At 69.9% G+C, this 22769-nt stretch carries 22 protein-coding genes; 8 read left to right on the forward strand and 14 right to left on the reverse strand.

From position 1 onward, the window contains the following. Position 1: 1 nt before the first annotated feature. The 6 genes from ACRVYW_RS04775 to sdhC form a co-directional block, all read right to left on the reverse strand. Positions 2-853: an exodeoxyribonuclease III gene (locus tag ACRVYW_RS04775; RefSeq protein ID WP_431802204.1), complete on the reverse strand. Its 852-nt coding sequence runs from the start codon at positions 851-853 to the stop codon at positions 2-4. 58 nt (positions 854-911) lie between these two features. Next, positions 912-2144: a YihY/virulence factor BrkB family protein gene (locus tag ACRVYW_RS04780; protein WP_431802206.1), complete on the reverse strand. Its 1233-nt coding sequence runs from the start codon at positions 2142-2144 to the stop codon at positions 912-914. A 49-nt stretch (positions 2145-2193) separates the two neighbouring features. Next, positions 2194-2970: a succinate dehydrogenase iron-sulfur subunit gene (locus ACRVYW_RS04785; protein ID WP_431802208.1), complete on the reverse strand. Its 777-nt coding sequence runs from the start codon at positions 2968-2970 to the stop codon at positions 2194-2196. After that, entirely contained in the window at positions 2970-4796 is a 1827-nt protein-coding gene (gene sdhA / locus ACRVYW_RS04790; RefSeq protein ID WP_431802210.1) for a succinate dehydrogenase flavoprotein subunit, read from the reverse strand. The genes ACRVYW_RS04785 and sdhA overlap by 1 nt, the downstream gene beginning before the upstream one ends. Before the next feature lie 65 nt (positions 4797-4861). Continuing rightward, positions 4862-5320, reverse strand: a complete 459-nt coding sequence (locus tag ACRVYW_RS04795) for a succinate dehydrogenase hydrophobic membrane anchor subunit (protein WP_431802212.1) — start codon at positions 5318-5320, stop codon at positions 4862-4864. Continuing rightward, positions 5320-5754 (reverse strand): succinate dehydrogenase, cytochrome b556 subunit, encoded by a 435-nt coding sequence (sdhC, locus tag ACRVYW_RS04800; protein ID WP_431802214.1) that lies wholly within the window; start codon positions 5752-5754, stop codon positions 5320-5322. The genes ACRVYW_RS04795 and sdhC overlap by 1 nt, the downstream gene beginning before the upstream one ends. A gap of 233 nt (positions 5755-5987) precedes the next feature. On the opposite strand from sdhC, the gene ACRVYW_RS04805 reads away from it, so the two are divergent. From ACRVYW_RS04805 to ACRVYW_RS04840, 8 genes are all read left to right on the forward strand, one after another. Further along, positions 5988-7103 (forward strand): mannose-1-phosphate guanylyltransferase, encoded by a 1116-nt coding sequence (locus ACRVYW_RS04805; protein ID WP_431802216.1) that lies wholly within the window; start codon positions 5988-5990, stop codon positions 7101-7103. 151 nt (positions 7104-7254) lie between these two features. After that, on the forward strand, positions 7255-8358 hold the full coding sequence (locus tag ACRVYW_RS04810; protein WP_431802218.1) for a BMP family lipoprotein: 1104 nt from the start codon (positions 7255-7257) through the stop codon (positions 8356-8358). A 118-nt stretch (positions 8359-8476) separates the two neighbouring features. Then, positions 8477-9997 (forward strand): ABC transporter ATP-binding protein, encoded by a 1521-nt coding sequence (locus ACRVYW_RS04815; RefSeq protein ID WP_431802220.1) that lies wholly within the window; start codon positions 8477-8479, stop codon positions 9995-9997. Further along, positions 9994-11304, forward strand: a complete 1311-nt coding sequence (locus ACRVYW_RS04820) for an ABC transporter permease (RefSeq protein ID WP_431802222.1) — start codon at positions 9994-9996, stop codon at positions 11302-11304. Before ACRVYW_RS04815 ends, ACRVYW_RS04820 begins: the two co-directional genes overlap by 4 nt. Further along, on the forward strand, positions 11301-12593 hold the full coding sequence (locus tag ACRVYW_RS04825) for an ABC transporter permease (RefSeq protein ID WP_431802224.1): 1293 nt from the start codon (positions 11301-11303) through the stop codon (positions 12591-12593). The genes ACRVYW_RS04820 and ACRVYW_RS04825 overlap by 4 nt, the downstream gene beginning before the upstream one ends. Next, entirely contained in the window at positions 12593-12994 is a 402-nt protein-coding gene (locus tag ACRVYW_RS04830) for a cytidine deaminase (protein WP_431802226.1), read from the forward strand. Before ACRVYW_RS04825 ends, ACRVYW_RS04830 begins: the two co-directional genes overlap by 1 nt. Beyond that, the gene (locus ACRVYW_RS04835) at positions 12991-14301 is read left to right on the forward strand and encodes a thymidine phosphorylase (RefSeq protein ID WP_431802228.1); all 1311 of its coding nucleotides are present in this window, start codon (positions 12991-12993) and stop codon (positions 14299-14301) included. The genes ACRVYW_RS04830 and ACRVYW_RS04835 overlap by 4 nt, the downstream gene beginning before the upstream one ends. A gap of 70 nt (positions 14302-14371) precedes the next feature. After that, positions 14372-15487, forward strand: coding sequence for an adenosine deaminase (locus ACRVYW_RS04840; RefSeq protein WP_431802230.1), 1116 nt, complete (start codon positions 14372-14374; stop codon positions 15485-15487). A gap of 175 nt (positions 15488-15662) precedes the next feature. Here the strand turns inward: ACRVYW_RS04840 and ACRVYW_RS04845 are convergent, their stop codons facing one another. From ACRVYW_RS04845 to ACRVYW_RS04880, 8 genes are all read right to left on the reverse strand, one after another. Next, positions 15663-16418 (reverse strand): alpha/beta hydrolase, encoded by a 756-nt coding sequence (locus tag ACRVYW_RS04845; RefSeq protein ID WP_431802232.1) that lies wholly within the window; start codon positions 16416-16418, stop codon positions 15663-15665. A gap of 9 nt (positions 16419-16427) precedes the next feature. After that, on the reverse strand, positions 16428-16886 hold the full coding sequence (locus ACRVYW_RS04850) for a PTS sugar transporter subunit IIA (protein WP_431802234.1): 459 nt from the start codon (positions 16884-16886) through the stop codon (positions 16428-16430). A gap of 59 nt (positions 16887-16945) precedes the next feature. Beyond that, entirely contained in the window at positions 16946-18610 is a 1665-nt protein-coding gene (ptsP, locus tag ACRVYW_RS04855; protein WP_431802236.1) for a phosphoenolpyruvate--protein phosphotransferase, read from the reverse strand. A gap of 62 nt (positions 18611-18672) precedes the next feature. After that, positions 18673-18948 (reverse strand): HPr family phosphocarrier protein, encoded by a 276-nt coding sequence (locus ACRVYW_RS04860; protein WP_431802238.1) that lies wholly within the window; start codon positions 18946-18948, stop codon positions 18673-18675. Further along, positions 18945-19418 (reverse strand): PTS sugar transporter subunit IIB, encoded by a 474-nt coding sequence (locus tag ACRVYW_RS04865; protein ID WP_431802240.1) that lies wholly within the window; start codon positions 19416-19418, stop codon positions 18945-18947. Before ACRVYW_RS04865 ends, ACRVYW_RS04860 begins: the two co-directional genes overlap by 4 nt. Before the next feature lie 101 nt (positions 19419-19519). Continuing rightward, positions 19520-20092 (reverse strand): GNAT family N-acetyltransferase, encoded by a 573-nt coding sequence (locus ACRVYW_RS04870; RefSeq protein WP_431802242.1) that lies wholly within the window; start codon positions 20090-20092, stop codon positions 19520-19522. A 58-nt stretch (positions 20093-20150) separates the two neighbouring features. Further along, complete coding sequence (locus ACRVYW_RS04875) at positions 20151-21884, reverse strand: phospho-sugar mutase (protein ID WP_431802244.1); 1734 nt, start codon at positions 21882-21884, stop codon at positions 20151-20153. Further along, positions 21881-22711 carry a purine-nucleoside phosphorylase gene (locus ACRVYW_RS04880; RefSeq protein ID WP_431802246.1) on the reverse strand — a complete coding sequence of 277 codons (831 nt, stop codon included), beginning with the start codon at positions 22709-22711 and terminating at the stop codon, positions 21881-21883. The genes ACRVYW_RS04875 and ACRVYW_RS04880 overlap by 4 nt, the downstream gene beginning before the upstream one ends. Positions 22712-22769: the final 58 nt, after the last annotated feature.

Here is a 22769-nt window from a genome sequence, read left to right on the forward strand (position 1 = left end):
CTCAGCCCGCGGGCAGCGCGTAGTCGGCGACGACCGGAGCGTGGTCGCTCCAGCGGGTGTCCCACGAGGGCGCGCGCACGACCCGGTAGTCGACGACGCGCGCGGCGAGCGTCGGGGTCGCGAGGTGGTAGTCGATGCGCCAGCCGGTGTCGGTGTCGAACGCCTTGCCTCGGTTCGACCACCACGTGTAAGGGCCGTCGACCTCGCCGGCCCACGTGCGCCCGACGTCCACCCACCCGAGACCTGCACCGCTCGAGCCGTCGACGCCGGTCACCTCTGCACCGGCGGGCCCGGTGAATCGGTCGAAGTACGCGCGCTCGCGCGGGAGGAAGCCGGCCTTTGTGACGTTGCCCTTCCAGTTGCGGATGTCGAGCGTACGGTGCCCGACGTTGAGGTCGCCCGTGATGACCGCGAGGTCGCCGAGCTGCGGCATCCGCTGCTCCATCGCATCGAGGAACGCGTACTTCGCGTCCTGCTTGGGCGTGCCGTCCTCGCCGGTGAAGACGTAGGCGGAGACGACCGTCACGGTCTCGCCGCCGACGGAGATGTCGGCTTCGACCCAGCGTCCCTCCGAGTCCAACTCGTCGTCGCCGAGTTCGACGCGCCAGATGTCGAGGGGTTCGCGCGCCGCGATCGCGACGCCCGCGCGTCCCTTGGCGAGCGCCTCGTCGTTGACCACGTGCCAGCCCGGAAGCGCGGCGGCGAGATCGGATGCCTCGGCGCGCACCTCTTGCAGGGTGAGGACGTCGACGTCGGCGGTATCGAGCCAGGCGCTCATGCCCTTCCGGACGGCGGCGCGGATGCCGTTGACGTTGACCGAGGCGATGCGGAGGTGGGAGGAGGAGTGGGGCACCGCAAAAGCCTAACGACCCGCTCCGACACCGGCAGATCCCAGGGCGCGCCGCGTGCGCTCACTCGATGAGCGACACCTGCCGCTTCGCGTCGGCGGGGGCGTTCGCTTCCACCTCGTCGAGCTCGTTCTGCGCGTCGCGCACCGCCCGGCGGGTGCCGAGGCGGCGGTACCAGGGCGCGGCGTCGTACGCCTCGTGCGCGGTGCGCAGCCGAACCTGCGCCGCGAGCAGCAGTGCGGCGTGCTCCGCGCGTAGACGGTCCTCGTCGCTGAGATGCGCGAGGGGTTCGTCCTCGTCCTCGGCGGCGACGGCGATCCACGACGCGGCGACGAGGATGATGATGCCGATCACCCGGAACCACAGCAGGAGACCGATGAAGATCGCGAAGGTCGCCAGCAGCGGGTTCGACGGGGTGTAGCGCAGGAGCCATCCCGCGCCGAGCTGGAGGATCGTCAGCGCGATACCGCCGAACACGGCGCCGGGGAAGATCCGGCGCCAGCTGAGGGACGTGCCCGTCAGGAACCGGAAGAGCAGGGCGAGCGCGCCGGTGAAGAGCGCGACGGTGACGAGGATCGAGGCGGCGCCGACGCCCAGCCGATACCACCCGGATGCCGTGCTCCAGCCGAACAGCTCGAACAGCCAACCGAGTGCCCACGTGCCCGCCGTACTGACCGCAGACCCGAGCAGCAGCGCGATGCCGAACAGGATCGCGGCGACGAGGTCTCGCGCCTTCAGGAGCACGTAGGAGCGGTCGTCGAACGGGAGGCCGAAGATGTCGCGGACGGCTCGACGGGTGAACGTGACGAAGCCGATCGAGGTCCAGGCCGCGGTGAGGAGGGCGATGATGCCGGTGATCGCCAGCACGCCGGTGGACCCGGTCGCGATCTCGGTGACCTGTTCGGTCGTGAAGACGCCGCCCTGGCCCTCCGGGCGGATGAGGCCCGGAAGGTAGACGTCGATCACGTCGATGAGGGCTTCCACTGCGGCGGGACTGCCGCCGAGCCAGAGGCCCACGCCGGCGAAGGCGACGTAGATGACGGCGAAGAACGAGAACAACGCCTGATAGCTGACGCCGGCGGCGAGCAGGAACCCGTTGTGCTGCAGGAAGTGCCGCCAGACCCGCACCGGGAAGAGCGCGAGCGTCTTGCGGGTGATCTTGGTCGCCGCGCTGATCGGGGCATCCCATCGCTCGCGCAACGCGTTCTGCGTCATCTCCCACCGCTCGCGCAGCGATTCCTCTTCGGCGCGCGCCGAATCGGCCGCAGCGCGGGCGGAGGCGTGGGGCTCGCTCACGTCGTCAGGATATCGAGGGGCGCGTGAAACGCACCCGGATGCCGATGCGTCAGTGCCGCAGGATCGCCTGCTTGACCTCGGCGATCGCCTTCGTGACCTCGATGCCGCGGGGGCACGCCTCGGTGCAGTTGAAGGTCGTGCGGCAGCGCCACACGCCCTCCTTGTCGTTGAGGATGTCGAGGCGCACATCACCCGCGTCGTCGCGCGAGTCGAAGATGAAGCGGTGCGCGTTGACGATCGCGGCCGGGCCGAAGTACTGCCCGTCGGTCCAGAACACGGGGCACGACGACGTGCACGCGGCGCACAGGATGCACTTGGTGGTGTCGTCGAAGATCTCGCGGTCGGCGATCGACTGGATGCGCTCCTTGCCGGGCTCGGGCTTCGAGTTCGCGATGAGGAACGGCTGCACTTCGCGGTAGGACGCGAAGAACGGCTCCATGTCGACGATGAGGTCCTTCTCGAGCGGAAGACCCTTGATCGCCTCGACATAGATCGGCTGCGAGATGTCGAGATCCTTGATGAGGGTCTTGCACGCGAGCCGGTTGCGCCCGTTGATGCGCATCGCGTCGGAGCCGCAGATGCCGTGGGCGCAGGAGCGGCGGAAGCTCAGCGACCCGTCGACCTCCCACTTGATCTTGTGGAGGGCGTCGAGCACGCGGTCGGTCGGGTAGAGCTCGACGTCGTAATCGACCCAGCGCGGCTCGGCATCCGTCTCCGGGTCGAACCGGCGGACGATGAACGTGACGAGGTACGACTGGATGGGAGCCTCTTCGCCCGCGACGGCGGCGCCCTGCTCGGCGCCCTGCTCCACGATGGCGGTCGACATCAGTACTTCCTCTCCATCGGCGGGTAGTTCAATTCGCCCTCGGCGTTCTTCGTGAACACGACGGGCTTCCAGTCGAGGCGGATGTGGTCCTCGGGGTCGGGGGAGTGCGGGTCGCCCGTGAGGTAGGCCATCGTGTGCTGCATGTAGGTGGCGTCGTCGCGGTCGGGGAAGTCCTCGCGCATGTGGCCGCCGCGGCTCTCCTTGCGGTTGCGGGCGGCGTACGCGACGATCTCGGCGAGGTCGAGGAGGAACCCGAGCTCGACGGCTTCGAGCAGGTCGGTGTTGAACCGCTTGCCCTTGTCGTCGACGTGCACGTTCTTGTAGCGCTCGCGCAGGTCGTGGATGGTGCCCATGACGTTCGTCAGGGTCTCTTCGGTGCGGAAGACCTGGGCGTTGGCGTCCATCTCCTCCTGGAGCGTCTTGCGAAGGACGGCGATGCGCTCGGAGCCCTGGTTGTTGCGCAGGCCCTCGATCATCTCGCGGACCTCCTTCGCCGGGTCCTCGGGCAGCGGCACGAAGTCGGCCGTCTGGACGTACTCGACGGCGTTCCGACCCGAGCGCTTGCCGAACACGTTGATGTCGAGCAGCGAGTTCGTGCCGAGGCGGTTGGCGCCGTGCACCGAGACGCACGCGCACTCGCCCGCCGCGTAGAGGCCCGGGACGACGGTGTCGTTGTCCTGCAGGACCTCGCCGTTGTTGTTGGTGGGGATGCCGCCCATCGCGTAGTGCGCGGTCGGCATGACCGGCACGGGCTCGGTGACCGGGTCGACACCCAGGTAGGTGCGGGCGAACTCGGTGATGTCGGGGAGCTTCGTCTCGAGCACTTCGGCGCCCAGGTGCGTGCAGTCGAGGTAGACGTAGTCCTTGTGGGGGCCGGCGCCGCGGCCTTCGAGGACCTCCTTGACCATGCAGCGGGCGACGATGTCGCGGGGCGCGAGGTCTTTGATGGTCGGCGCGTAGCGCTCCATGAAGCGCTCGCCCGAGGCGTTGCGGAGGATGGCGCCCTCACCGCGGGCACCCTCGGTGAGGAGGATGCCGAGTCCGGCGAGGCCGGTCGGGTGGAACTGGAAGAACTCGATGTCCTCGAGCGGCAGGCCCTTGCGCCAGACGATCCCCACGCCGTCGCCGGTGAGGGTGTGGGCGTTCGAGGTCGTCTTGTAGATCTTGCCGAAGCCGCCGGTCGCGAAGATGACCGCCTTGGAGTGGAAGACGTGCAGGTCGCCCGTGGCGAGCTCGTACGCGACGACGCCGGCGACCTGGGTCTTGCCGTCGGCATCCTTCACCGTGATGAGGTCGAGGGCGTAGTACTCGTTGAAGAAGTTGATGCCGAGCTTCACGCAGTTCTGGAACAGCGTCTGCAGGATCATGTGGCCCGTGCGGTCGGCCGCGTAGCACGCGCGGCGGACCGGGGTCTTGCCGTGGTCGGCGGTGTGGCCGCCGAAGCGGCGCTGGTCGATCTTGCCCTCGGGGGTGCGGTTGAAGGGCAGCCCCATGTTCTCGAGGTCGATGACGGCGTCGATCGCCTCTTTGGCGAGGATCTCCGCGGCGTCCTGGTCGACGAGGTAGTCGCCGCCCTTGACGGTGTCGAAGGTGTGCCACTCCCACGAGTCCTCTTCGACGTTGGCGAGCGCCGCCGCCATGCCGCCCTGCGCCGCGCCGGTGTGCGAACGCGTCGGGTAGAGCTTGGTGATGACGGCCGTCCGGGCACCGGGGCCCGCCTCGATCGCCGCGCGCATGCCCGCGCCGCCGGCGCCGACGATGACGATGTCGAACTCGTGGTAGTAGACGCCGTCCTTCAGGACGGCCTCGGGATGCTGGGTGCTCACGTAAGGATGCCTTGTCTTGTTCTGCGTCTGCTGCGGTGTCTACCGGGGGGAGCGGCTCAGGCGCCCTAGAGCGCCGCGCACTTCTCGATCAGCCACTCGGTGGTGGAGTTCTCGACGCCCAGGCACGGGTCGAAGGTGAAGACGACGAGCGTGCCGAGGAGGATGAGGAAGCCGGCCGCGATCCACAGGGCCCACACGAGCACCTTGCGGGTCTTCTCGCCGGTGACGTAGTCGTTGACGATCGTGCGCATGCCGTTGGCGCCGTGGATGAGGGCGAGCCACAGCATCAGCACGTCCCACCACTGCCAGAAGGGGTTGGCGAACTTGCCGGCCACGAACGCGAAGTCGAGGCCGTCGATGCCTTCGCCGAGCATCAGGTTCACGAACAGGTGACCGAAGATGAGGACGACCAGCAGCACGCCCGAGACGCGCATGTAGATCCAGCCCCACTTCTCGAGGTTGGCGCCCTTCTTGCGGGCCGGGGTCTGCGGCGAGCGCGGGGCCGCGATCGTGTCAGCGGACATCAGTGACCTCCTCCGATGTTCGACAGGACGATCGGGATGTGCCGTGCGGCGAAGCCGCCGACGGTGACGACCCACAGGCCCAGGACGCCCCACCAGAGCTGCTTCTGGTGGCGCGTGGCCCACGGCCAGAGGTCCACCGCGATGATCCGCAGGCCGTTGAAGGCGTGGTAGACGATCGCGGCGACGAGGACGACCTCGCCGAAGCCCATGATCGGGTTCTTGTACGTGCCGATGACCGCGTCGTATGCCTCGGGGGAGAGGCGGATGAGCGCCGTGTCGAGCACGTGCACGAGCAGGAAGAAGAAGATGGCGACGCCGGTGATGCGGTGCAGGACCCACGACCACATGCCCTCGTTGCCGCGGTACAGCGTGCCGCGCGGGGTCTTGGACGTGGTCTGGGCTACCGACGGTGTGACGCGTGCTGGTGCAGACACGGTCGTCCTCCCTTGGGTGTGATCGCGAGTGTGATCGGACACCTCGTCACGGCGGGGGCCGACCTCGGCCTCGGGTCGGTGATTGTCTCGTTGACCCTCTCGTCGCACACGGGCGCTCCACCATCCTACGTCCGGGCCCGACGGCGAGCGACGAAGGCCACCCTAAGTTGTCTCGGTATCGAGAGAAACGCAGGAATCCGGGTTCTTGCCGTCCGCCGATTAGGGTGTGTCCCATGGTCCAGCGCATCGACGACTTCTACGCCGTGATTCCGGCAGGAGGTGTTGGGAGCCGGCTCTGGCCGCTCTCGCGGGCGGACGCGCCGAAGTTCCTGCACGATCTCACCGGCTCGGGGCACTCGCTCCTGCGCGACACGTGGGACCGGCTCGAAGCGCTGACCGGGCCCGACCGCATCGCCGTCGTCACCGGCCGCGCGCACCGCGCGGCGGTGGAGGACCAGCTCCCCGGCATCCCCGACCACAACGTCATCCTCGAGTCCGAGCCGCGCGACTCGGCCGCGGCCATCGGCCTGGCCGCCGCGATCTTGCACCACCGCGACCCCGACGTCATCATCGGATCGTTCGCCGCCGACCACGTCATCCGCGTGCTCCCCGTCTTCCACTGGGCGGTGGAGCAGGCGGTCGCCGTGGCCCGCGAGGGGTACATCTGCACGATCGGCATCACCCCGACCGAGCCCTCGGTCGGCTTCGGCTACATCAAGAAGGCCGACATGCTCGCGGTCGACGGAGCGCCGGAGGGCGCCCTCGTCGAGCGCTTCGTCGAGAAGCCCGATCTCGACACCGCCAAGGAGTACCTGCAGTCGCGCGACTACCTGTGGAACGCGGGCATGTTCATCTCGCGCGCCGACGTGCTGCTCGCCGAGCTCGCCGAGAACAACCCCGACCTGCACGCGGGGCTCGTCGAGCTGGCCGAGGCGTGGGACGATCGCGACCTGCGCGGCCCTGCCGTCGACCGCATCTGGCCGAATCTGGAGAAGATCGCGATCGACTACGCCGTCGCCGAGCCCGCCGCCGCCAAGGGGCGCTTGGCCGTCGTGCCCGGGCACTTCGACTGGGACGACGTGGGCGACTTCGCGAGCCTCGCGAAGCTCAACTCCGGCGGACGCAAGAACGATCTGGCGATTCTCGGGGAGAACGCGCGGATCCTCTCCGACGCCGCCAGCGGCATCGTCGTGAGCCACACGACGCGCGTCATCAGCCTCATCGGCGTGAAGGACATCGTCGTCGTCGACACCCCGGACGCGCTGCTGGTCACCACGAGCGAGCACGCGCAGCGCGTGAAGGGCGTGGTGGATGCCTTGAAGCTGAGCGGCCGCGGAGAGGTGCTCTGACCCCTCGCCGTCGTCCCGTGTATCGGGATCATTGCGTCTTTGTAACCATTCGCTCCCACCGGGTGGCCCGGCGTGCAAATCGCCCGACACAGTAGGTAACTTCGACTCGTGCGCCCGCGAAATCCGCGGGCATATCAATGTGGAGGCTGCATTGACCATCTCGACCACCAAGAAGCTCGCCGGCATCACAGCTGCCGCGGGGCTCATCATCGCTCTGGCGGGCTGCGGCTCCGCTCCCGAGACCTCCCCGACCGGATCCGGCGAAGCCGGCAGCGCCGTCGACGGCTTCAAGCCGTGCATGGTCTCCGACGAGGGCGGCTTCGACGACAAGTCGTTCAACCAGCTCGGCTTCGAGGGTCTCGAGAAGGCCGCGAAGGAACTGAACGTCGACTTCGTCAAGGTGCAGTCCGACTCCGAGTCCGACTACGCGCCGAACCTGCAGTCGCTCGTCGACCAGAACTGCACCCTGATCATCTCGGTCGGCTTCGCGCTCGCCGCCGCCACCGGTGAGTCGGCGGCCGCCAACCCCGACATCGAGTACCTGTCGATCGACGACATCGTCGACCAGGACTTCGACGGCGAGACCGACGAGCCGAACATCAAGCCCATCATCTTCGACACCGCGCAGGCCGCGTTCCTCGCCGGCTACGCGTCGGCGTCGTACTCGACCGCGAAGAAGGTCGGCACCTTCGGCGGTCAGAACTTCCCGACCGTCTCGATCTTCATGGACGGCTTCAAGCAGGGCGTCGACTACTGGAACTCCGAGAAGAGCGACAACGTCGAGGTCATCGGCTGGGACGGCACCGACGGTGTGTTCACGGGCGGCTTCGCGGCCAACCAGGACGCGATCAACGCGGCCCAGGGCATCGTCGACCAGGGCGTCGACGTGCTGCTGCCCGTCGGCGGCCCGATCTACCAGTCGGCCGCGTCGGTCATCCGCGACTCGGGTCGCGACATCGCGCTGATCGGTGTGGACGCCGACGTGTTCGAGACGGACCCGTCGGTGGCCGACCTGCTCCTCACCTCGATCCGCAAGCTCATCGACGTCGGCGTGTACGACGCCGTCGTCGCGGCCGGCAAGGGTGACTTCGACGCCACGCCGTTCATCGGCACGCTCGAGAACGAGGGCGTGGGCCTGGCCCCGTTCCACGACTTCGAGGACAAGGTGTCGCCGGACCTCCAGAGCGAGCTCGACACGATCAAGGCCGGCATCATCGACGGCTCGATCACGGTCAAGTCCTACCTCGCGGAGTAATCCCCTCGCGGTGATTCCCGCTCCGGGCGGGGAGGCTGGTTCCGCCGGCCTCCCCGCCCTCCTTATGCCCCACCGGCCCGGGTGCGCCCCGAGCGCGCCCCTCATTAGGATCGAATCCATGAAGCTCGAGCTCCGCGGCATCACGAAGCGGTTCGGCTCCCTCGTCGCCAACGACCACATCGACCTCGTCGTCGAGCCGGGGGAGATCCACTGCCTCCTCGGCGAGAACGGCGCCGGCAAGTCGACCCTGATGAACGTGCTCTACGGCCTCTACACCGCCGACGAGGGCACCATCCTCCTCGACGACCACGTGCAGGCGTTCCGTGGGCCGGGCGACGCGATGCGCGCCGGCATCGGCATGGTCCATCAGCACTTCATGCTGATCCCCGTCTTCACCGTCGCCGAGAACGTCATGCTCGGGCACGAGCCGACCAAGGCCGGCGGCATGCTCGACCTCCAGACGGCGCGCGAGCGCGTGCGGGAGATCTCGGCGCGCTTCGGATTCGACATCGACCCCGACGCCGTCGTCGAAGACCTTCCCGTCGGCGTCCAGCAGCGGATCGAGATCGTCAAGGCGCTCTCGCGCGACGCGAAGGTGCTCGTCTTCGACGAGCCGACCGCGGTGCTCACGCCCCAGGAGACCGACGAGCTGATGGAGATCATGCGTCAGCTGAAGGCATCCGGCACGTCCATCGTCTTCATCACCCACAAGCTGCGCGAGGTGCGCGAGGTCGCCGACCGCATCACCGTCATCCGTCTCGGCCGCGTCGTCGGCGAGGCGAGCCCGACCTCCTCGAACGCGGAGCTGGCCTCGATGATGGTCGGCCGCGCCGTCGAGCTGACCGTCCACAAGAACCCGCCCACCCTGGGCGACGAGGCGCTCGTCGTCGACGGGCTCAGCGTCATCGACCCGCGCGGACAGATCCTCGTCAACGACGTGACCTTCTCGGTGCGCGCCGGCGAGGTGCTCGCGATCGCGGGCGTGCAGGGCAACGGCCAGACCGAGCTCACCGAGGCGCTCATGGGCATGCAGCCGCTCGTCCGCGGATCGGTCACCCTCGGCGGCGAAGAGCTCGTCGGACGGAGCATCCGGCACGTCCTCGACGAAGGCGTCGGGTTCGTCCCCGAGGACCGGAAGGTCGACGGTCTCGTCGGAGAGTTCACGATCGCCGAGAACCTCATGCTCGACCGCGCGAACGGGGCGCCGTTCGTCAAGGCCGGCACCGTGCAACGCAAAGTGCTCGACGAGTTCGCGGCCGAGAAGTACAAGGAGTTCGACGTGCGTGCGCCCTCGATCGACACGCCGGTCGGCCGCCTCTCCGGCGGCAACCAGCAGAAGGTCGTCCTCGCGCGCGAGTTGAGCCGCGACCTCAGCCTCTTCGTCGCCGCACAGCCGACGCGCGGCGTTGACGTCGGCTCGATCGAGTTCATCCACAAGCGCATCATCGAGACGCGTGATTCCGGCATCCCCGTCATCGTCGTCTCGACCGAGCTCGACGAGGTCACGGCGCTGGCCGACCGGATCATGGTGATGTACCGCGGTCGGATCGTCGGGATCGTCCCGGGCGACACGCCGCGCGAGCAGCTCGGACTCATGATGGCGGGCGAGAGCCCCGACACGGAAGGGGCGGCCGCGTGAGTCTCCCGCAAGCACAGGGCCCGGGTGGTTCCCGCGTCACGATCGCCGACGAGGCGCCGGCCCCCGGCAAGTGGCACCTCACCTTCATGCGGATCACCCAGGGCAACTGGCTGATCTCGATCCTCGCGCTCGTCCTCGCCCTGCTGGTCGGCGGCATCCTCATCGCAGCGACCGACGCCGATGTCCAGGCCGCCGCGGGCTACTTCTTCTCGCGACCCGGTGACACCTTCGCCGCGATCGGCAACGCGGTCGGCGGCGCCTACGCCGCGCTGTTCCGCGGCGCGATCTACAACGTGAACGCGCCCGACTTCGCCCGCGGCATCCGCCCCTTCACCGAGACGCTCACCTTCGCGACGCCGCTGATCGCGGCCGGTCTCGGCGTGGCCCTCGCGTTCCGCATCGGCATGTTCAACATCGGTGGTCGCGGGCAGATGCTCATGGCCTCGGCCGGCGCCGGCTGGATCGCGTTCAGCCTCGACCTCCCGTTCCCGCTGCACATGGCGCTCGCCGTCCTCGTCGGCATGCTCTGCGGAGCGCTGTGGGCGGGAATCGCGGGCGTCCTGAAGGCCCGCACCGGCGCGCACGAGGTGATCGTCACGATCATGCTCAACTACGTCGCGTTCTACCTGATCTCGTGGATGCTCCGCACCCCCGGACTCCTGCAGGCACCGGGCTCGAGCAACCCCAAGTCGCCCGCCATGAAGGAGACCGCGGTCTTCCCCGAGCTCCTCGGCCCGAGCTACAACCTGCACTTCGGGTTCATCCTCGTCATCCTCGCGACGATCGTCGTGTGGTGGATCCTCAGTCGCTCCTCTCTCGGGTTCAAGTTCCGCGCCGTCGGCGAGAACCCCAACGCCGCGCGCGTCGCCGGCATCGACGTGAAGAACATGTACGTGTACGGCATGCTCATCGCCGGTGCCCTCGCCGGTCTCGCGGGCGTCAACCAGGTGCTCGGCACGATCACGACCGGCTTCACCGCCGGCATCGATGCGGGCATCGGGTTCGACGCGATCACGGTCGCGCTCCTCGGTCGCTCGACGCCGTGGGGGACCTTCGCCGCCGGCATCCTGTTCGGGGCGTTCAAAGCCGGCGGCTTCTCGATGCAGGCCAGCGAGCAGGTGCCGATCGAGATCGTCACCGTCGTGCAGTCGCTCATCGTCCTGTTCATCGCGGCCCCGCCGCTCGTCCGCACGATCTTCTTCCTCCCCTCGCCCGAGCGCGACGCGCGCAAGCGCGAGAAGGCCCGGGAAAAAGAGCTGAAGAAGCGCGCGGATGCCGACGCCACCCCATCGGAGGTGACCGCGTGAGCCTCACCGGAGACGCCGTCGTCACGACCCCGCCGAGCGCCCTCGCGCCCGAGACCACCGTCATCCGCAGCTGGAAGACGCCGATCGCGCTCGCGGTGTTCACGGTGCTCTTCGGCATCCTGCTGCTCGCCGCGCCTCGCTCGGGAATGACGACCTTCCAGGTGTCCACCGCCGCCGACGCCTTGCAGCTGCCGAGCATCTCGGCACCCGTCGCGGCGACCGCGTGGGCATGCCTCATCGTCTGCGTCCTGCTCGCCGCGGCATCCGCCTACTTCGTCCATGCGTTCGGCCGGTCGCCGTTGTGGGTCGTCGTCGTGTTCATCGTCGTGCTCGTCATCGGCTTCCTCACGTGGGCCGCGGCCGGGGGCACGATCCCCGTCGCCGGCCTTCTCGCGGGAGCGCTGGGCCTCGCCATTCCGCTCATCTACGGCGCCCTCGCGGGCGTCATCGGGGAGCGCGCGGGTGTCGTCAACATCGCGATCGAGGGTCAGCTGCTCGCGGGCGCCTTCACCGCCGCGCTCGTCGCCTCGGTGACCCGACAGCCGATCGCGGGCCTGCTCGCGGCCGCCATCGCGGGAATGCTCGTCGCGTTCGTCCTCGCGGCCTTCGCCATCAAGTACTACGTCGACCAGGTGATCGTCGGTGTCGTGCTGAACGTCCTGGTGGCCGGCCTCACGAGCTTCCTGTTCTCGCAGGTCCTCCAGCCGAACGCCGGAACCCTCAACAATCCGCCGCGGTTCGAGCGCCTGCCGATCCCGGTCCTGAGCGAGATCCCGGTGATCGGCCCGGTGCTCTTCCGTCAGACGATCCTCGTCTACCTCATGTACATCGCGGTCGCGCTGGTCTGGTTCGGGATGTTCAAGACGCGCTGGGGCCTGCGCCTGCGCGCCGTCGGCGAGCACCCGCAGGCGGCCGACACCGTCGGCATCAAAGTCAACGCGACGCGGTTCTGGAACGTGCTGCTCGCGGGCGCCATCGCCGGCGTCGGCGGCACCGTCTTCACGATCGGCAACGGCATCGCCTTCAACAAGGAGATGACCGCGGGTGCGGGCTTCATCGCTCTCGCCGCCGTGATCTTCGGCCAGTGGGACCCGATCAAGGCGACCCTCGCGGCGTTGCTGTTCGGGTTCGCGTCGAGCCTGCAGAACACCCTCAGCGTCATCGGCTCGCCCGTCCCGAGCGAGTTCATGCTGATGCTGCCGTACCTCGTGACGATCTTCGTGGTCGCGGGGGTCGTCGGAAAATCCCGGGCACCCGCCGCTGACGGCGTGCCGTACATCAAGGAGTGATGACCGTGGACATCGACTGGGACGAGCTGCGTCTCGCCGCCACCGAAGCCATGACCCGCGCGTACGCGCCGTATTCGCGCTACCGCGTCGGTGCCGCAGCGCTCGTCAGCGACGGCCGGATCGTCTCCGGCTGCAACGTCGAGAACGCTTCGTACGGCGTGGGCCTGTGCGCGGAGTGCGCGCTCGTCGGCGACCTGCACATGTCCGGCGGCGGCGAGCTCGTCGCGTTCGTGTGCGTCAACGGCCAGGGCGAGACGATCATGCCGTGCGGCCGCTGCCGCCAGCTGCTGTACGAGTTCGCGCTCCCGGGCATGCTGCTCGAGACGGTATCCGGCATCCGCACGATCGATGAAGTGCTGCCGGATGCCTTCGGCCCCCGCGACCTGGAGGCGGCCCGATGAGCGCCTCCGCGCCCGGCGGGGCGGTCGAGCCGTTCGACGCCGTCGACGTCATCCGCATCAAGCGCGACGGCGGTCAGGTGCCCGATGACGCCCTCCGGTGGATGATCGACGCGTACACGCGCGAGTACGTCGCCGACTCGCAGATGGCGGCCTTCGCGATGTCGGTGCTGCTCAACGGCATGACCCGCGACGAGATCCGCGTCATGACCGACGCGATGATCGCCTCGGGCGAGCGGATGAGCTTCGCGGGCCTCGGCAAGCCGACCGTCGACAAGCACTCCACCGGCGGCGTCGGCGACAAGATCACCCTGCCGCTCGCCCCGCTCGTGGCCTCGTTCGGCCCCGCCGTGCCGCAGCTGTCGGGCCGCGGGCTCGGGCACACCGGCGGCACGCTCGACAAGCTCGAGTCGATCCGAGGATGGCGCGCTGCGCTCTCGAACGACGAGATCTTCGGGCAGCTGCAGGACGTCGGCGCGGTCATCTGCGCCGCCGGCACGGGTCTCGCGCCCGCCGACAAGCGGCTCTACGCGCTGCGCGACGTCACCGGCACCGTCGAAGCCATCCCGCTGATCGCCTCGAGCATCATGTCCAAGAAGATCGCCGAAGGCACCGACGCGCTCGTGCTCGACGTGAAGTTCGGTTCGGGCGCGTTCATGAAGGACGTCGACCGGGCGCGTGAGCTCGCCGAGGCGATGGTCGCCCTCGGCACCGATTCGGGCGTCGCGACCACCGCACTCCTGACGAACATGGACACCCCGCTCGGTCTCACGATCGGCAACGCGAACGAGGTGCGCGAGTCGGTCGAGGTGCTCGCCGGCGGCGGACCGGCCGACGTCGTCGAGCTGACCGTCGCCCTCGCCCGCGAGATGCTCACGCTCGCCGGGCAGCCGGATGCCGACGTCGAAGCGGCGCTGAAGGACGGGCGCGCCATGGACACCTGGCGCGCCATGATCCGCGCGCAGGACGGCGACCCCGACGCGCCCCTGCCGACGCCGCGCGAGACGCACGTCGTCACCGCGCCCGCCTCGGGCGTGGTGGGCGCCATGGAGGCGCTGCCGTTCGGCGTCGCCGCGTGGCGCCTCGGTGCCGGACGCGCCCGCGCGCAGGACCCGGTCGTTCACGCCGCAGGCATCGACCTGCACGTGAAGCCCGGCGATAAGGTCACGGCCGGTCAGCCGCTGTTCACCTTGCTCGCCGATGATGAGAAGCGCTTCGCGCGCGCGCTCGACGCCCTCGAGGGAGCGTGGTCGATCGGTGCGGAAGCTCCGGCATCCGCCCCGCTCGTCCTCGAGCGCATCACGGCGTAACCTCCTCACTTTCTGCACCGGCTCTCTCCACCGGCTCTCTCCACCGGCTCTCTCCACCGAAGGACACGTCATGGCGATCGATCAGCACGGCGACGCGAAGCTCGAAGGCGTCTCGATCCGCTCGCTTCCGAAGGTGTCGCTGCACGACCATCTCGACGGAGCGGTGCGTCCGCAGACGATCCTCGAGATCGCCGACGAGATCGGCCTCGAGGTGCCGGCCGACACCGTCGACGACCTCACGGATTGGTTCGAGGACCAGAGCGATTCGGGGTCGCTCGTCGAGTACCTGAAGACGTTCGACCTCACGACCGCCGTCATGCAGACCGCCGACGGGCTCCGCCGCGTCGCGAAGGAGTTCGTCGAGGATCTCGCCGCCGACGGCGTGATCTACGGCGAGGTGCGCTGGGCACCCGAGCAGCACGTCGCCGGTGGCCTGTCGCTCGAAGAAGCCGTCGACGCCGTGCAGGAGGGCATCGAAGAGGGGGAGGATGCCGTCGACCGCGCGGGCCGCGACATCCGCGTCGGCCAGCTCATCACCGCGATGCGGCAGACCGACCGGTCGCTCGAGATCGCCGAACTCGCCGTCGCCTTCCGCGGGCGCGGCGCCGTCGGCTTCGACATCGCGGGGCCCGAGGACGGGTTCCCGCCGTCGAACCACCGGCCAGCGTTCGACTACCTGGCATCCCACTTCTTCCCCGTCACCGTCCACGCCGGCGAGGCGGCCGGGCTCGACTCGATCCGCTCCGCGCTCCTCGACGGGCGCGCGCTGCGGCTCGGGCACGGCGTGCGTGTCGCCGAGGACCTCGAGGTCGTGCAGCAGAAGGGCGACGAGGTGCTCGTCACCTTCGGCGACCTGGCGCGGTGGGTCCGCGACCGCGAGATCCCGCTCGAACTGTCGCCGTCGTCGAACCTGCAGACCGGCGCGATCGCGCGCTGGGGTACCGCGCTCGAGGACCACCCGTTCGACCTGCTGTACCAGCTGGGGTTCGCCGTCACCGTGAACGTCGACAACCGCACGATGAGCCGCACCTCGCTCACCCGCGAGCTGGCGCTGCTGGCGGAGACCTTCGACTACCGCCTCGAAGATCTCGAGGCCTTCCAGCTGAACGCCGCCGCCGGCGCCTTCCTCTCGGTCGAGGAGCGCGAGGAGCTCATCGAACTCATCGGCGAGGGCTTCGGCGGCTGACCCCCGCGCCGCGCGCTGCGCCGCACTCTGCGCCTTCGCTGCGCCCTCGCGCCTCGCTCGCGAATCACCATACGATTCTCGAATCACCGCGCTCTTCGCGCGAATCCGGAGGTGATTCGCGAATCCAGCGGTGATTCGCGAGCCAGCGGCGGCTCAGGGGGCTCAGGGAGCGGCGTCAGCGCGGGAGGGTGGATGCCAGCGCGCGCACGCGGTCGACGATGACGGCCTCGACCTCGGCGTCGCTCGCCGTCGGTGTGCCGTCGCCGGCCTGAACTCCGTAATCGCCGAAGGAGGCGTGCGAGGCGCCCGGGATCTCCACCATCTCGGCGTCGGCGGGGAGCTCGTCGCGCGCGTCGGCGATCTTCTCCTGCGTCGACAGTCCGTCTTCGCTGCCGGAGAGGCTCAGGACCGGCAGACCTGAGTCGGACAGATCCGTCGCGCAGTACGAGCCGAACAGGACGAGCGCCTCCGCATCGGCGGCGAGCTGGCACGCGCGCACGCCGCCGAGCGAGTGGCCGCCGACCATCCACGCGTCGACGTCGGGCGCGAGGTCCGTGAGGCTCGTCAGGGGGCGCAGGTCGAAGAATGCGAGGTTCAGCCAGGGCTTGGTGATCACGACGGTGAGGCCGTCGTCCGTGACCAGGCCCGACATCTTCGAGGCGTAGGCCCACGGGTCCACCTTCGCGCCCGGAATGAACACGAGACCCACGTCGCCTGCGCCGGATGCCGGGGCGAGCACGATGCCGCCATCCGTGTCGGTGATCGCGATCCGGTCATCGGCGCGGACGGCGGCGAGCGGCTCGGTCTCCGCCGCCATGACGCCGGCCTGGCTCCACACCACCGTCCCGACGATCGCGACGAGCAGCACCGCGCCGACGATGCCGAGCGTCCACCGGAGTGCGCGACCTGCGCGCGTGCGTTTCGGGGCCACGTCGGAAGTCTAGGCGGGGGACGTGTCGGCGCGTCCCCCGCCCTTCACCCCGCCCAACAGCTCCAGTACCTCCTCCGGCGTGGCCGCACCTCGCAGACGTGCCGCGCCGTCGTCGTCGGCGAAGACGAGCGAGATCTGCGACAGGATCTCGAGGTGTTCGTCGCCCCGACCGGCAATGCCGACGACGAAGTTGACGGGGTCGCCGTCCCAGTCGACGCCGCCGTCGTAGCGGGCGAACGAGACGGCGGAGGAGAGGATGGCATCCTTCGTCTCGTTCGTCCCGTGCGGGATCGCCAGGCCGTTGCCCATGTACGTCGACACGAGCGCCTCGCGCGCCTGCATCGACGCGAGGTAGTCGGCCGTGACCGCCCCCGCACCTTCGAGCAGAGCCGCCGCCTCGCGGAGCGCCTCGTCCTTCGTGGCGCGTCCCGGATGCAGGCGGATCCGGTCCGCGGTGAGGACGCTCATCCTTCGCTCCGGCAGCGAATCGCGCATCCGCCCCGTGACGCCGTCACGCCGTCACTCCGTCACGCCGTCACCGGGGCGGCGGCCTCCTGTGCGGCGGCGCGGGCGGATGCCGCGTCGTCCGCGCCGAGGGCGGCGGAGGCGATCCGCCGCGCATCGTCGAGGTCGTACTGCAGGAGGGACGCCCGGACGTCGGCCAGCGCCGTCGGCGCCATCGACAGGGTCGTCGCGCCGAGTCCCACGAGGACGACGGCGAGCAGCGGGTCGGCCGCCGCCTCACCGCAGATCCCGACCGGCTTGCTGTTGGCCTTGCCGCCCGCGGCGGTCATCTCGATGAGGTGCAGCACGGCCGGGTGCCACGGGTCCTGGTACGACGCGACCGAGCCGAGCAGGCGGTCGGCGGCGAGCGTGTACTGCGTGAGGTCGTTCGTCCCGATCGAGGCGAAGTCGGCGATCTCGAGGATGCGCGCGGCCTGGATCGCCGACGACGGCACTTCGACCATGACACCGGCCGTCTTGATGCCGTACTCCTTCGCCAGCGTCACGAAGTACTCGGTCTCCTCGACCGTCGACACCATCGGCGCCATCACCCAGAGGTCGGCGTCGGTCGCTGCGTCGGCCTCGGCGAGTGCCGTCAGCTGCTCGCGGAGAATGTCCTCGCTCGCGCGTAGCGCGCGGAGTCCGCGCAGGCCGAGGGCGGGGTTGTCTTCGTGCGCGTCGTTGAGGAACGCGAGGGGCTTGTCGGCCCCGGCATCGAGCGCACGCACCACGACCTTCTTGCCGGGGAACGCTTCGAGCAGCTGCGTGTACGACGTGGTCTGCTCCGCGACGGTCGGCGCCTGCGAGGAGGACAGGAACAGGAACTCGGTGCGGAACAGGCCCACGCCCTCGGCGCCGAGCGCGACGGCTTCGGCGGCACCCTCGGGCTTGCCGAGGTTCGCGAGCAGGGGCACGGCGGTGCCGTCTTTCAGGGCGCCCGGTGTGAGCGGGGCGGATGCCGCAGCCGCGCGCGCGTCGGCCCGGTGCTGGGCCTGGCGGAGCTCGTCGTCGGTCGGAGACGTCGTGACGACGCCCTTAGCGGCATCCACGATGACCGTCTCGCCGTCCGTGAGGTCTTTCGCCGCGGCAGCGCCGACGACCGCGACGATCGACTTCTCCCGCGCGAGGATCGCGGTGTGCGAGGTGGGGCCGCCGTCGGTCGTGACGAGCGCGAGCACCTTGTCGAGGTCGAGGAGGGCCGTGTCGGCGGGGGCGAGATCCTTCGCGACGAGCACGAAGGGGTGACCCGGGTCGGGGACGCCCGGGGCGGGCAGGCCGCGGAGATTCGCGATGACGCGCTGCGCGACGTCGTCGAGGTCGGCGGCGCGCTCGCCGAGGTAGCCGCCCATGGCGGCCAGCTGGTCGCGGAAGCTCGCGAACGCGTCGTACACGGCGAACTCGGCGGTCTTCCCGGCGTTCACGCGGGTGGCGACCTCACTCTCCAGGGTGGGGTCCTCGACCATCATCGCCTGGGCCTCGAGCACCTCCTGGGCCATCCCGCCGGCCTTCTCGCCGCGCTCGCCGAGCTCGCGCGCGACGTCGGCGACCGCGGAGCGCACGCGCGCCAGCTCGTCGTCGGGCGTGCGGGTGCTCGCGGTGTCCTCGGGGGCGGGCGACGGCGCCGCCATGCGGGCGACGGGGCCTTGCGCCACACCCAGGCCGATTCCCACTCCGCGCAGTTCAGTCATGTTCGTGCTCTCCTTCGATGCAGTGCTTCGTGATGTCGGGGGCGGCGGATCCGGCGCGTCCGTCAGTTCTCATCGTGGTCGGTCGTGAGCAGTTCGACCAACTCGTCGAGGACGTCGTCTGCCTTCTCGCCCTCGGCGGTGAGCGTGACGTAGTCGCCCTTCTCGGCGCCGAGCGAGATCACGCTGAGGATGCTCGCGGCGTTGACGGGCTCGCCCGAACCCTTCGAGATGGTGACAGGGATGCCGGACTCCTTCGCGGCGGCCGCGAACATCTTCGCGGGTCGGGCGTGGAGGCCGTTCGACGAACCGATGCGGACCGTGCGGCTGACCTGGCTCATGGGGTGTTCCTCTCGACGACGGGGGAGGGCGGGGGTGCGGTGCGCTCCGACGTCTCGGCGCTGGGGCACGTGTTCGGGCAGGCATCTGTCGCGATGGGGGACTCGACGGCCGGCGACTTGGCGGCGGGGGACTCGGCGGCAGGCGACTCGGCGGCACGGGACTCGGCGGCGGGGAGCGCCGCGTCCACGAGCGCGAGGGTGTGCGTGCCGTCGACGTCCGTGAAGACGTCGGGGGTCAGGTGCACGACGGTCACGGCGCGCGCGGCGGCGGCACGCTCGATGCGGGCGATGTCGTCCTGCAGGTGGGGCCCGACGAGGACGACATCGGCGGCGTCGAGGTCGATCGGCAGGGACTTCACGGTGCCCGCAGTGGCGCTAATCGGCCGCCCGGCGGCCTGTGCGGCGTGGCGCAGGCGCTGCGCGACGAACGTGCTCGACGCTCCTGCACCGCACACCACGAGGATTCTCACCGAACAGCCTCCCTCACGCCCATTCTGGTGAACCGACTGCCGGGGGACAACCACGGTGTCCCGGGAATACCCGCTCGCGTGGCCCGTGGACCGTCGTCGGCTCACCGCGCGGCGAGGCGCGCGACGAGTCCGAGACGCACGGCGGGCCACTCGTGCGGAAGGATCGAGTAGCTGACCGTGTCGCGGAGAGACCCGTCGGGGCCGAGGCGGTGATTGCGCAGGATGCCGTCGAGCTTCGCGCCGAGCCGCTCGATCGCGGCGCGCGACTGCCGGTTGTGGAAGTGGGTCCGAAACTCCACCGCGATCGCGTCACACCCCTCGAACGCGTGGCCGAGGAGCAGCAGCTTGGCGGCGGTGTTGACCGACGTCCTTTGGACGACGGGTGAGAGCCACGTGTAGCCGATCTCGACGTGCCGGTTCGGCTGGTCGATGTTGCAGTAGGTCGTCATCCCGACGGCGCGGCCGTTCGCGATCACCGCGAACGGGTTCAGCCGCCCGGCATCCCGCTCAGCGAGCCGCCACGCGATCTCCTCGAGCACGGACTCCGGGACGGAGGTGTACCAGGCGTACTCCAAGCCCTCGCGGGCGGTCTCGAGGTCGCCAGCGTGCGCCGGGCTCAGCGGCTCGAGGCGGACGTGGGCGTTCTCGAGGGTCACGGGATCGGTGAGCAGCACGCGCCCCAGCCTAGAGGCGAGGCCGCCCCGCGCCTGTCAGCACGGGACGCTTCGCCCGTCAGGCCTGCGCGGCGGCGAGGAGGTCGCGCGCACCGGCGTCGAGGCGGGCGAGGCGCTCCGCCGCGTCGGAGGCCGAGTCGCCGCGGACGTCGAGGTACACCTTGAGCTTCGGCTCGGTGCCGCTCGGGCGCACGATGACGCGGGAAGCGTCGGCGAGCCACAGGCGCAGCACGTCGCTCGGCGGGACGTCACCGGCATCCGAGGGGGCATCGGCGACGGCCAGCAGGTCGTCGATCCGCTCGACCGCCACGCCGCCGACCTCGGCGGGGGGAGCTGAGCGGAGCGCCGCCATGATCCGCCCGATGAGCGAGACGTCGTCGACGCGCAACGACACCTGCCCCGACTGGAAGTAGCCGAACGTCGCGGCGAACCGGTCGAGCAGGTCGGCGAGCGTTTCGCCGTGCTCGCGGGCCTCGGCGATCATGCCGAGCATCGCGACGGCGGCACTGATCCCGTCCTTGTCGCGCACCGTCTCGGGATTGACGAGGTAGCCGAGGGCCTCCTCGAACCCGAAGAGGATGCCGGGGGCGCGCGAGATCCATTTGAAGCCCGTCAGCGTCGCGTGGAAGTCCAGGTCGTAGTGCTCGGCGACGGTCTGCAGCCCGGGCGAGGAGACCAGCGAGCATGCGAGCGATGCGCCCGCGGCGGCGCCCTGCGAGGGCGCAGATGCCCGCGCCCGCTTCGCCGCGCGCCAGCCGAGCAGGAGCCCCGTCTCGTTGCCGGTGAGCCGGCGCCACCCCTCGGGCGACGACGCGTCGGGGATCGCGACCGCGAGCCGGTCGGCGTCGGGATCGTTGGCGAGGATGAACTCCGCCGCGGCATCCCGCGCCGTGGCGAAGGACAGGTCCATCGCGCCCGGCTCCTCGGGGTTCGGGAACGCGACCGTCGGGAACCGTCCGTCGGGTGCGATCTGGGCCTCGACGACGACCGGGAGCGGGTACCCCGCGAGCTGGAGGATCGACGTCAGTGTCTCGTAGCCGACGCCGTGCATCGCCGTGTAGACCCAGTTCATGCCCGCGGCGCCGGCGGGGGCCGGAGCGACGGTGGCGGTCGCGGCGACGTACGCCTCGACGACCGCCTCGTCGGCGAGCTCGTATGCCCCGCGCGGCATGTCCCCGACGACCGTCGTCTTCGCGACCCGCTCGATGTGCGCCGCGATCTCGGCGTCGGCAGGCGACACGATCTGCGAGCCGTGGTCGGCCCCGCCGAGGTACACCTTGTACCCGTTGTCGTCGGGCGGATTGTGGGATGCCGTGACCATGACGCCGGCGGCCGCCCCCAGGTGCCGCACCGCGAACGCGAGCACGGGCGTCGGCAGCAGCCGCGGCAGGAGCACCGCGCGCAGGCCCGCACCGGCGAAGATCTCGGCGGAGTCCTCGGCGAACACGTCGGAGTTCCGCCGCCCGTCGTAGCCGATCACGACGAGAGGCGTCTCGCCCGGCTCGGCCTTCTCCCGCAGGTACGCCGCGAAACCCGCGGCCGCCTGCGAGACGAGCACCCGGTTCATCCGGTTGCTTCCGGCGCCCAGGCGTCCGCGCAGGCCCGCGGTACCGAACTCCAGCCGCGTGCCGAAACGGTCGGCCAGGTCGGCGGATGCCGCGGCATCCCCGCCCTCCGCGGCGGTGATGAGCGACGCAAGCTCCGCCCTCGTCACCTCGTCGGGGTCCTGGGCGAGCCAGGCGCGGGCGGTCGCCAGGGCCGCCGGGTCGACCCGGTCCACAGACGCGCTCACAGCTGCCCGATCACGCGAGCGAGGAGGTCGGAGATGACGGGCTCGGCCGCCTGGCCGGCCTCGATCACCTCCGCGTGGCTGAGCGGGGTCGTCTGGATGCCGGCGGCCATGTTCGTGATGAGTGAGAACCCGAGGATCTCCATGCCCCCCTGACGCGCCGCGATCGCCTCGAGCGCGGTCGACATGCCGACGATGTGGCCGCCGATGGTCTTCGCCATGCGCACCTCGGCGGGTGTCTCGTACTGGGGCCCCCGGAACTGGCAGTACACGCCCTCGTCGAGCGTCGGGTCGACGCGACGTGCGACGTCACGCAGACGCGTCGAGTAGAGGTCGGTGAGGTCGATGAACGTCGCGCCCTCGAGCGGCGAGTCGCCCGTGAGGTTGATGTGGTCGCTGATGAGGACGGGCGTGCCGGGCTTCCAGGTCGCCTTGATGCCGCCCGCACCGTTCGTCAGCACCATCGTCTTCGCGCCGGTCGCGGCGGCGGTCCGCACGCTGTGGACGACGCGGCGCACCCCGTGGCCCTCGTAGTAGTGCGTGCGCGCGCCGATGACGAGCACGTGCCGTCCCTTCGGCGTCACGATCGAACGCAGCGACCCGACGTGGCCCTCGAGGGCGGGCTTGCTGAAACCGGTGACCTCCGTCGCGGGGACGGTCGCGACGGTCTCGCCGACGAGTTCGGCGGCCTTGCCCCAGCCGCTACCGAGCGTGAGGGCGATGTCGTGTCGCTCGACACCCGTGAGCCGCGCGATGTCGGATGCCGCCTGCGCGGCGACCTCGAACGGGTCGGCGGCGGGGTCGTCGAGAGGGTTGCTGTACGTGGACATGCCACCACTCTAGGAACTGGTGCGGTCATCCGGCCAGCGGGCGCCTGAGAGAATGGGA

Source organism: Microbacterium sp. bgisy203 (genome assembly GCF_965345155.1).
Lineage (GTDB): Bacteria > Actinomycetota > Actinomycetes > Actinomycetales > Microbacteriaceae > Microbacterium.

Bases quoted from the DNA above. Each gene is read 5' to 3' on its own strand.
- ACRVYW_RS04785 (WP_431802208.1), bottom strand. From the start codon at position 2,970: ATGTCGACCGCCATCGTGGAGCAGGGCGCCGAGCAGGGCGCCGCCGTC.
- ACRVYW_RS04795 (WP_431802212.1), bottom strand. From the start codon at position 5,320: ATGTCCGCTGACACGATCGCGGCCCCGCGCTCGCCGCAGACCCCGGCC.
- ACRVYW_RS04805 (WP_431802216.1), top strand. From the start codon at position 5,988: ATGGTCCAGCGCATCGACGACTTCTACGCCGTGATTCCGGCAGGAGGT.
- ACRVYW_RS04815 (WP_431802220.1), top strand. From the start codon at position 8,477: ATGAAGCTCGAGCTCCGCGGCATCACGAAGCGGTTCGGCTCCCTCGTC.
- ACRVYW_RS04830 (WP_431802226.1), top strand. From the start codon at position 12,593: ATGACCGTGGACATCGACTGGGACGAGCTGCGTCTCGCCGCCACCGAA.
- ACRVYW_RS04835 (WP_431802228.1), top strand. From the start codon at position 12,991: ATGAGCGCCTCCGCGCCCGGCGGGGCGGTCGAGCCGTTCGACGCCGTC.
- ACRVYW_RS04840 (WP_431802230.1), top strand. From the start codon at position 14,372: ATGGCGATCGATCAGCACGGCGACGCGAAGCTCGAAGGCGTCTCGATC.
- ACRVYW_RS04850 (WP_431802234.1), bottom strand. From the start codon at position 16,886: ATGAGCGTCCTCACCGCGGACCGGATCCGCCTGCATCCGGGACGCGCC.
- ptsP (WP_431802236.1), bottom strand. From the start codon at position 18,610: ATGACTGAACTGCGCGGAGTGGGAATCGGCCTGGGTGTGGCGCAAGGC.
- ACRVYW_RS04860 (WP_431802238.1), bottom strand. From the start codon at position 18,948: ATGAGCCAGGTCAGCCGCACGGTCCGCATCGGTTCGTCGAACGGCCTC.
- ACRVYW_RS04880 (WP_431802246.1), bottom strand. From the start codon at position 22,711: ATGTCCACGTACAGCAACCCTCTCGACGACCCCGCCGCCGACCCGTTC.